This window comes from Hominisplanchenecus sp. (genome assembly GCF_046967715.1).
Lineage (GTDB): Bacteria > Bacillota > Clostridia > Lachnospirales > Lachnospiraceae > Hominisplanchenecus > Hominisplanchenecus faecis.
Genome location: NZ_JBKVNQ010000081.1, coordinates 1 through 9,283 on the forward strand (window position 1 = coordinate 1; position 9,283 = coordinate 9,283).

Annotated in this window: 7 protein-coding genes; 4 read left to right on the plus strand and 3 right to left on the minus strand. The window is 44.1% G+C overall.

Translation table 11 applies throughout. The features are described 5' to 3' along the window. Nucleotides 1-110: 110 nt before the first annotated feature. From ACLTL4_RS10285 to ACLTL4_RS10295, 3 genes are all read right to left on the minus strand, one after another. Complete coding sequence (locus tag ACLTL4_RS10285) at nucleotides 111-695, minus strand: HD domain-containing protein (RefSeq protein ID WP_173866417.1); 585 nt, start codon at nucleotides 693-695, stop codon at nucleotides 111-113. A gap of 85 nt (nucleotides 696-780) precedes the next feature. Then, nucleotides 781-1,953: a sensor histidine kinase gene (locus tag ACLTL4_RS10290; protein ID WP_173897709.1), complete on the minus strand. Its 1,173-nt coding sequence runs from the start codon at nucleotides 1,951-1,953 to the stop codon at nucleotides 781-783. After that, nucleotides 1,950-2,687 carry a response regulator transcription factor gene (locus tag ACLTL4_RS10295; RefSeq protein ID WP_215660561.1) on the minus strand — a complete coding sequence of 246 codons (738 nt, stop codon included), beginning with the start codon at nucleotides 2,685-2,687 and terminating at the stop codon, nucleotides 1,950-1,952. Before ACLTL4_RS10295 ends, ACLTL4_RS10290 begins: the two co-directional genes overlap by 4 nt. A 45-nt stretch (nucleotides 2,688-2,732) precedes the next feature. Here ACLTL4_RS10295 and ACLTL4_RS10300 point away from each other — a divergent pair, with 45 nt between their 5' ends. The 4 genes from ACLTL4_RS10300 to ACLTL4_RS10315 all read left to right on the plus strand — a co-directional run. Beyond that, nucleotides 2,733-2,873, plus strand: a complete 141-nt coding sequence (locus ACLTL4_RS10300) for a CD1871A family CXXC motif-containing protein (protein ID WP_147632936.1) — start codon at nucleotides 2,733-2,735, stop codon at nucleotides 2,871-2,873. Then, entirely contained in the window at nucleotides 2,866-3,789 is a 924-nt protein-coding gene (locus ACLTL4_RS10305; protein ID WP_248835255.1) for a 4Fe-4S binding protein, read from the plus strand. The genes ACLTL4_RS10300 and ACLTL4_RS10305 overlap by 8 nt, the downstream gene beginning before the upstream one ends. After that, nucleotides 3,786-4,700, plus strand: coding sequence for a TlpA family protein disulfide reductase (locus ACLTL4_RS10310; protein ID WP_412291298.1), 915 nt, complete (start codon nucleotides 3,786-3,788; stop codon nucleotides 4,698-4,700). The genes ACLTL4_RS10305 and ACLTL4_RS10310 overlap by 4 nt, the downstream gene beginning before the upstream one ends. 318 nt (nucleotides 4,701-5,018) lie before the next feature. After that, a partial coding sequence (locus ACLTL4_RS10315) for a glycoside hydrolase family 3 C-terminal domain-containing protein (protein WP_412320501.1) occupies nucleotides 5,019-9,283 on the plus strand: 4,265 nt, incomplete at its 3' end.

Genomic DNA, 9,283 nt, shown 5'->3' on the forward strand with positions numbered 1-9,283 from the left:
TTCGGGGAATTCGTTCATTTGCACATGCAATACTGTTCATTTGTAAACAGTATTTTAAAACACCTGACATTTCCATTCCTTACACCTGCCGGGAAACCAACGGTCAATTTTTATTTGAGATTCCCAAGCCGGATATGTTTCTGCAAAATTTCATCGATCACTTCAAAAAGTTCCAGGGATCCGTCTTTTGTTTTGTTCTGTCTTGCATAAACCTGCTTGGCACTGACACCGTGTTCTCTCCAGTCGCCACCGCCATTGCTGTTATTGAGCATCAGAGGCTGCAGATTGTCCATCGCATGTGCAAATCTTGATTCCGGCGTTTCATTTGCCTCAAATTCATCAAACAGTGCGGAAAGCTCTTTTTTCTGATCATCAGGAAGAAGAGAAAAGATCCGTTCTTTTGCGGCTTCCTCCCGGGCTTTCTGTGTTTTGAGCCCTTCGGCATCATACGCATACGTGTCTCCTGCATCAATTTCCACAATATCGTGGATCAGGCACATGATCATTACCCGTTCAATATTTACCCTTTCATTTGCATATTCCCGTAGCAGATATGCCATGATCGCCATATGCCATGCATGTTCCGCATCGTTTTCATTGCGTCCGTGACCAGACAGATGTGTCTGTCGGAAAATATTTTTCTCCTTATCAATTTCCAGTGCAAAATCCAGTTGTTTCTGTAATCTTTCGTCCATGTTTTACCTCCTCAGATATATGAAATATTTTTGGCGTATTCATACCATTTTTGACTTTTGTTCCATGCTGCCTGTTCTATTTTTCTTACAAACCCATCGTTATTTCAAATGTCGTTCCGCCCTGCTCATTTCCATGAACTTCGATCGTTCCGTCATGCACCCGGACAATCTCACGTACCAGTGCAAGCCCGAGACCTACACCGCCAAGTTCCCGGCTTCTTGATTTGTCTATCCGGAAGAAGGGTTCAAAGATCTGTTCCCGGAACGATTCCTCAATTCCGTTTCCCGTATCTGCAACAGTAAGAACAACGGTATTCTTCATGCGGACTGCTGATACGGTAACGTTTCCATTGGTGTGATTATATTTGATCGCATTCTCCACAAGATTATAAAGCATCCGGTAGATCAGGATATCACTTCCTGTCAGGATCAGATCAGCAGTTTTGTTTTCTGCCTTTTCATCCCTCAGGTTCTGGTTTTTTTGGATCAGTTCAACGTTTTTTTCCTGTGCCAGAGGTTCCAGATCAGTCAGTACTTCCTCAATCAGACTGTGAAGTTCGATCTTGTCATTACGTGCCACGCTCTGCAGCTCGCTCATGTCAAGAAGTGTCCGGACCAGCCTGGTAAGACGCTCGTTCTGTTCTGTTACCATCTGGATCGTCTCTTGTGCTGCAGCGTCACACTCAGGATGGCTTGTTGTGTGATAGAGATCTAGCTGTGCCTGGATTAATGCCAGAGGAGTCCGCAGCTCATGTGCTGCATTTCCGGTGAACTGACGCTGCGTCTCGAATGATTCCGAAAGCCGCAGAAGCATTTTGTTATAAGAACTGCGGAGTCTGTCCAGTTCTGTAATCTTATTTTCTCCGATCGTACAATCCGTCAGATTCTGTGCCTGAACTTTTTCTACGGTTTCTGAGAATTCTCTGAGCGGCTTCAGTGCCCGGCCGCTGACAAAATACGTCACGGCTCCGCCAAACAGTGCTACAAGAGCAGTGATCAAAAGGCTTTGATTTCTGTAAGCGGATTTTGAATGATAGACTTTCATGGAAAACTGTGCTGCAAAATCATCCCATTCATCATCCGGAATATCAATGTAGATCGCATCGGGTGTCCCGTTCTGATCCGTCACGGTTTCCTGAAGCGTGTTAAAATAATAAACTCCGTTCTTATACAGGAAAAACGTAAGACATCCGCACAATACCGTGATCAGCACCGTAGTAAGGATCGTCAGTCTCCACTGGAGTGATATTTTTCTCATGTTTTGTCATTTCCTCCTATTTTATAACCCTCTCCGATCTTATTTACGACCGGATCGTAACCAAGTTCTGCCTTCAGCTTTTTCCGGAGAGAAGACATATGGACCCGGATCGAACCACTGAAACTGTCCACAGAAGAATCCCAGACATGTTCGATCAGTTCTTCCTGACTGACCGGCCGCCCCTGGTTCAGAAGAAGATATTCCAGGATCCCATTCTCTTTTCTTGTCAGTGCAACAGGGGTCTCTTTTGCATACGCTGTTCGTTCTCTTGTGTTGAAACGAAGAGCACCGCATTCCAGACAGACATTTTTCTGTACAAATTTTCTTCTGGTCAGACTTCTGACACGAGCTTCCAGTTCCAGCAGATGAAATGGTTTTTCCATATAGTCATTTGCTCCGGCATCCAGCCCTTCAACTTTATCTGCGATCTGACTTCTTGCAGAAAGGATCAGTACCTTTGTCTCTTCATTTTCTTTGCGAAGTTCTCTGAGGATATCCATTCCGTCCATTCCCGGAAGGTTAAGGTCAAGTACGATCAGATCGTACATTTCCGCACAGATCATCTCAAGTGCCTCTTCTCCGTCATTGCACGTATCCACTTCATAACCGGCCTGATGCAGGCTTTTTGCAATCATATCACATAATTTTTTTTCATCTTCAACAACTAATAATCTCAATTTTTTCTCTCTTTTCTTAACAGAAATTTTACACCTGTTATTGTATAATGCAATCATCGAAAGGTCAATAAAAGGACTGTAAATAAGGAAAGGAGTGTCTTGATGAAATCAGAAAAAGCAACACAGATTCTTTTGCTTGCAGCAGGTATGCTGTTTTTTCTTGCCGGAATTTTCCGCGGGGAATCTGCAGTTGTACTTAGTAAGGCAATAAAAATATGTATGGAGTGTGTCGGAATTGGATAAAAAAATAAAATCAGCCAAAAACATTCCAGCCCGTTTCCGCGGATGGATCCAGGCAGCTGCAGTGCTGCTTACAAACATTCACATCCCGAATCTGTTTAAAGGGAAAATTTATCAGGGAAAAGCAAAGACAATGTGTGTGCCGGGACTGAACTGCTACTCTTGTCCGGCCGCCACAGGTGCCTGTCCGATCGGAGCTTTTCAGGCTGTAGTCGGTTCTTCAAAGTTTAAGTTCACCTATTATATCACAGGCTTTTTTATCTTGCTGGGAGTTCTGCTGGGACGGTTTATCTGTGGTTTTCTCTGCCCGTTCGGATGGTTTCAGGATCTGCTGCATAAGATTCCGGGCAAAAAGTTTTCCACTGCAAAGATGAAACCTCTGCGGTATCTGAAATACGTGATCCTGGTTGTCTTTGTTATACTGCTTCCGGCATTTGTAACAAATTCACTTGGCATGGGAGATCCGTTTTTCTGTAAGTACATATGCCCACAGGGCGTCCTCGAGGGTGCACTTCCGCTCGCCCTTGCAAATTCAGGAATCCGTGCTGCACTTGGACACCTTTTTACATTCAAGTTTACGATCCTTGTGCTTTTCATTGTCCTGAGTGTTCTGTTTTACCGTCCGTTCTGTAAATGGATCTGTCCGCTTGGTGCCATCTACTCTCTGTTCAACAGAGTATCCTTTCTTAAAATCCAGGTGGACCACGAAAAATGCATAGGATGCCGGAAATGCATCCGGGCCTGCAAAATGGACGTCAAAGTAACAGAAACACCAAACCATCCGGAGTGTATCCGCTGCGGAGAATGTATGAAAGCCTGTCCGGTGGATGCAGTATGCTATCATTACGGATTTTCAAAGAAAAAACAGGCTGACGATCAATCAGAAAAATCAAATGGAAAAGGAGATTTAAAATCATGAAAAACAAATTCAAAAAAGTAATCGCTGCATCACTTGCAGTATCCGTACTTCTGGCTTTTACAGGCTGTGGCAACAATCAGGCTCCGTCAGCAGACAATAAAAAACAGGAATCTGCTTCCACGGCAGATACCGCAGGCATGGATGAACAAAGCAAAAAAAGAGATGACCTTTATCAGCAGGAAAATCAGATTTTTGCTGACCACAAAGATGCCTGGGACAAGGTATTTGGTCTTATGAACAAGAACAGTGCCGGTGAGAGCCTGAGTGAAAACTATGCAGATGTCCTTGCAGGCACCGTTGAATCTAATAAAGATTCTTTCACGGAAGAAGAATATGATACGCTGTGCAAAGACATTGAGACGATCCGCGGCATTGAAGAAGAGCTTGCAGCGATTGAAAAAGAGATTGCAGAAGCGGATTCTGCCAATGGTGGATCCTCAGAATCAGATGAATCTATCAGCTTATTCCAGGATTTCACGGGAAAAGATCTGGATGGAAAGGATGTCGATGAAAGCGTTTTCAAGAATAACAAGGTCACCGTTGTAAACTTCTGGTTCAGCGGTTGTAAGCCATGCGTTGAAGAACTTTCCAAACTGAATGAATTAAATGAAACACTTAAGACAATGGGCGGAGAAGTTGTCGGCATCAATACAGACACGTTAGATAACAATGAGGACGGAATCAAAGAAGCACAGGAAATTTTAAAAGCACAGGGTGCTTCCTACAAAAACCTGACGGTTGCTTCAGATTCAGCAATTGGAAAATATGCCAGCAGCATTATGGCATTTCCTACAACAGTTCTTGTAGATAAAGACGGAAATATCGTAGGCGAGCCTCTGATGGGAGGAATCGATGATCAGGCAAATTACGATCAGCTGATGGAACAGATCCAGGCTGTCATCAATCAGTAAACGTCAAGGGGGGGAGACCCCCCTTTTTTTTTGCGTTCGCATACGTTTTGGAACATGAAAAACAGAAAACAATTTTGTACAAAATATATAAGAATTTAAAACAAAAAATAAAAAAATAGTGGTAAATCGTATAAAATTACATAGAAAAAATAAATCAAACATGGTAAAATGTATAAACATTGAGAACGAAAATCAGACAGAAAGGCACTGTCGAGTACAAAAGTGAGAAGGAGGGAAGAGAAAAGAATTGCCTGTGGAAAGCATGAACCTGATTGAATCCAGAAGGAGCGAAATTCTGGCAGAAGGGAGAGAAATCATATGAAGATGAGATTTAGAAAGATTATGGCAGCCATTCTTTCGACAGCAATGGTTGCTGCAGCGATACCGGCAGCCGGTATTCTGAATGTACAGGCGAAATCGCCGCAGGAGCATATTGATCTGTCCAGACAGGTGGCAGGTGAAGGTATGGTTCTGATGGAAAATGATGGTGCACTGCCATTGGCACAGGGCGAAAAAGTTGCCATGTTTGGGCGTGCAATGATTGATTATGTACGAGGCGGCGGAGGAAGCGGTGCAACGAATGTGGATTATACGCACAACATTCTCCAGGGGATGCAGATCAAGGAAGAAGAAGGAAAGGTCACCCTCTATCAGCCGCTGGTAGATTTTTATACGGAACAGGTCAGTGAAAAAGGCATTAAAAACGATGCAAATATTACGGTTACCGATGATATGTTAAATGCTGCGGCAGAAAATGCAGACACCGCAATTGTGACGATCGGACGTTATTCTTCGGAGGGAAGCGACCGCAGTGCATCAAAAGGTGACTACTATCTGTCAGATGCAGAGACAGAGCTTCTGACACGAGTGGCAGCGAAATTTAAAAAGACCGTTGTTGTATTGAATGTCGGTGCCGTTCTGGATACGGAATGGATCAAAGACATTCCGGGTATCGATTCTGTGCTGATGGCATGGCAGGCAGGTATGGAAGGTGGACTTGCCACAGCAGACGTGCTGGTTGGAGATGTAAACCCATCGGGTAAATTTGTGGATACATTTGCGAAAGATTATAAGGATTATCCAAGTTCCAATACATTTTATGAATCAAATTCTTATGTAAATTATGAAGAAGATGTGTTTGTCGGATATCGTTTTTTTGAAACTTTTGATCCAGAGTATACGAAAGTGAATTACGATTTTGGATATGGATTATCCTACACAACTTTTAAAACAGACAATGTAAACGTCAAAGTAGACGGAGAAAATATGGTTACGACAGCGACTGTTACGAATACCGGAAAGGTAGCCGGCAAACAGGTCGTGCAGGTTTATTTCTCAGCCCCGCAGGGAGAGCTGGGCAAACCTGGAAAAGAGCTGGCAGCGTTTGCAAAGACAAAACTGCTGCAGCCGGGCGAATCACAGGAGCTGACAATGACGTATGCGATCAGTGATATGTCAAGTTACGATGACACCGGAAAAGTTCAGAAATCCGCATACATTATGGAAGCCGGAGATTACAAGATCTACGTCGGCAATTCTATCAAAGATGCCGGAGAACATGGCGTACGTTATACCTATAAAGTAGAAGATACTGAAGTTACCGAGCAGCTTTCACAGCAGTGTGCACCGGTTCAGCTGAAGAAGAGACTTCTGGCAAACGGCACATACGAAGATCTCAAGACGAATTCAGATGAAATGAATCCGCATTACACGGTTCCGGCAGAAGGAACGACAAAAGTAGAAGCAGAGAACTTCCTGAATTCTTCCGGAAATCTGAGTATGGAAACATTTTATGATGATAATCTGCAGATGAAAAAATGCTTGGCATATTTAAATGAAGCAGGCAGATACATGGAATATGAGCTGACCGCAGAAGAGGCCGGCAAATATGAAGTGATCATGTGTATGGCAAATGGCTATACAGAGATCCAAAACTGTTTTACCGTTGCAGTAAACGGTCAGCAGCAGCCGGGTATTTCATTTAATGCACAGCAGACCGGTGATGGAAATGGTGCTTCCGAGTGGTATAATTTTGAAGAATGTGAACCATTTTACATCAATCTTGACAAGGGCGTGAACCTGGTTCGTTTCACGGCAAATAAAAATAATCCAAACTATGATTATATACTGTTCAGACGTGTTGGCGATCAGGAGGAACTGTACAATAAAGTCATCAAAGCAGAAGGTGCGAACAAGATTGAGGCAGAAAAATACGATGCAGCCGGTACGACAGGCAACAACGCAGTACGCACCGAAAACTTTACAAAAGATGATTACACAGGGACTTGCCTGGCTTATATGAATTATGCCGGAAACTATGTGAGCTACTATCTGAATGTTGAAGAAGCCGGAGATTATAATGTGATATTAAATGTGGCAAATGGCCGTGCGGCATTCGATTTTGATCCAGGTATGGAAGTAGACGGAACGAAATTCCCGGCAACGATCAATGCAAAACAGACAGGTGACGGCGAAAAGAATGAATGGTACAATTTCGAAAATCTGGAACCGGTTACCGTAACCCTTCCGAAAGGACACAGCATCCTCACACTGAGGGCATCCGAAAAGGATAAATACCCGAATATCGATTATATTCTTGTAGAAAAGAAACAGACAGCAACACAGAGCCTGAAGAGTGCGGCAGCAAAAAAAGCCCGTACAGCCGAAGATACACCAGCTTCTGAACCGGCAGACAGCGGCAAGATCATGCTGGTGGATGTTTATAATAATCCGGAACTTATGGATGATTTCCTGGCACAGTTAAGTGATGACCAGCTCTGCGGACTGATGGGTGGTCAGACAAATACCGGTGTTGCAAATACCGGCGGTATGGGAAATCTGATGGAATACGGTATTCCAAATGCGATGACAGCAGATGGTCCGCAGGGTATCCGTATCGGTACAACCTGTACTGCATGGCCGATCTCCACACTTCTTGCAAGTACCTGGGATGTAGATCTGGTGAAGCAGGTAGGAAAAGCGGCAGCAGTGGAAGCACACAACAATGGTATTGATATCTGGCTTGCACCTGGTATGAATATCCACAGAGATCCGCTTTGCGGACGTAACTTTGAGTACTATTCCGAAGATCCTCTGATTACCGGAAAAATGGCTGCTGCAATCACAGAAGGCTGCCAGTCAAAAGGCGTTTCCATTACACTGAAGCATTTTACAACAAACAACAAAGAGACAAACCGAAACAGCAGCGATTCCAGAGTCAGTGAACGTGCACTGCGTGAAATCTACCTGAAAGGTTTTGAAATTGCAGTCAAAGAAGCACAGCCTTGGAGCATTATGACTTCTTATAACTTCTTAAACGGAATCGAAACATCTGAAAATAAAGATCTCCTGACAAACATCACCCGCGGTGAATGGGGATATGAAGGAATCTTTATGACAGACTGGGGCAACAACTCCAATCATGCAAGAGAAGTCCTGGCGGGAAATGATGTCAAAATGCCAAGCGGTTCTCCGGCAACTTTAAAAGCGGCCCTGAAGAAAGGCATCCTGAAACGTTCTGATCTGGAAGACTGTGCAGAACGTCTTGTGAAGATGATCATGAAAGTGAACATCTTTAAAGAAAAGATCCTCAATCCGGTGACAGTAGACATCGGTGATGACACATACTTTAAAGCAGCAGAAAATATTCTCTGGTCACAGACGGCAAGGGGCGAAAATACATCTGACGAAGATGGCGGAAAAGACCTCGGTTACTGTGATGCAGGAGCATGGACACAGTATCAGATCAACGTTGCCAAGAGCGGAACTTACAGCCTGTCTGCACGTTCTGCATCCAATGCAGGCGGCGGAGCATTTGATATTCTGGCAGACGGCACAAAGATTGCAAGTTTCAAGGCAGTCAACACCGGCGGATGGCAGAAATGGACCACACTGGAAGCACAGCAGATCAAACTGGAAGCAGGAGTTCATACACTCCGTATCGAGTTCACAGAGAGCGGTTCCAACCTGAACTGGCTGCATTTTGTAAGACAGTCTGAATACATTGAAAATCTGGAAAAACTGTACCAGGCATGGGCAAGTCAGGATCTTTCTGAATACACAGCAGAAAGTGCAGAAACCATGAGAACAGCCCTTGCAGCAGCAAAAGCAGTTCTGGATAAAGAAAATGCAACGGATTCTGAGATCCAGACAGCCATCATTCAGATGACACAGGCGATCAATGCTATGGAATACGGCACAAACAAGGTACATCTGGAAGCAATCATTGAAGTAGCAGAAAAGACTCTGGCAAATCCGGGAGATTATGCAGATGTTTCCGCACTGGAAGCAGCAGTAAAAGCCGGAAAAGAAATTCTGGCAAAAGCAGATGCAACTCAGGAAGAAGCAGATGCAGCAGCAAATGCGATCGCAGACAGCATGCAGGCACTGATGGAAAGAGCAGATATCCGTTCCTTAAGAGAACTGACAGATGCAGCAAACGAGCTTCTGGAAAAGAACAGCGGCAAGTATACCGATGACACTGCAAAAGCATTGCAGGATGCAGTTGCCCATGCAGAAGAAATCCTGGGTAAAGACGGAAAATCCGATGCAGAGATCAAGGAAGCTTACAATCAGATCATGGA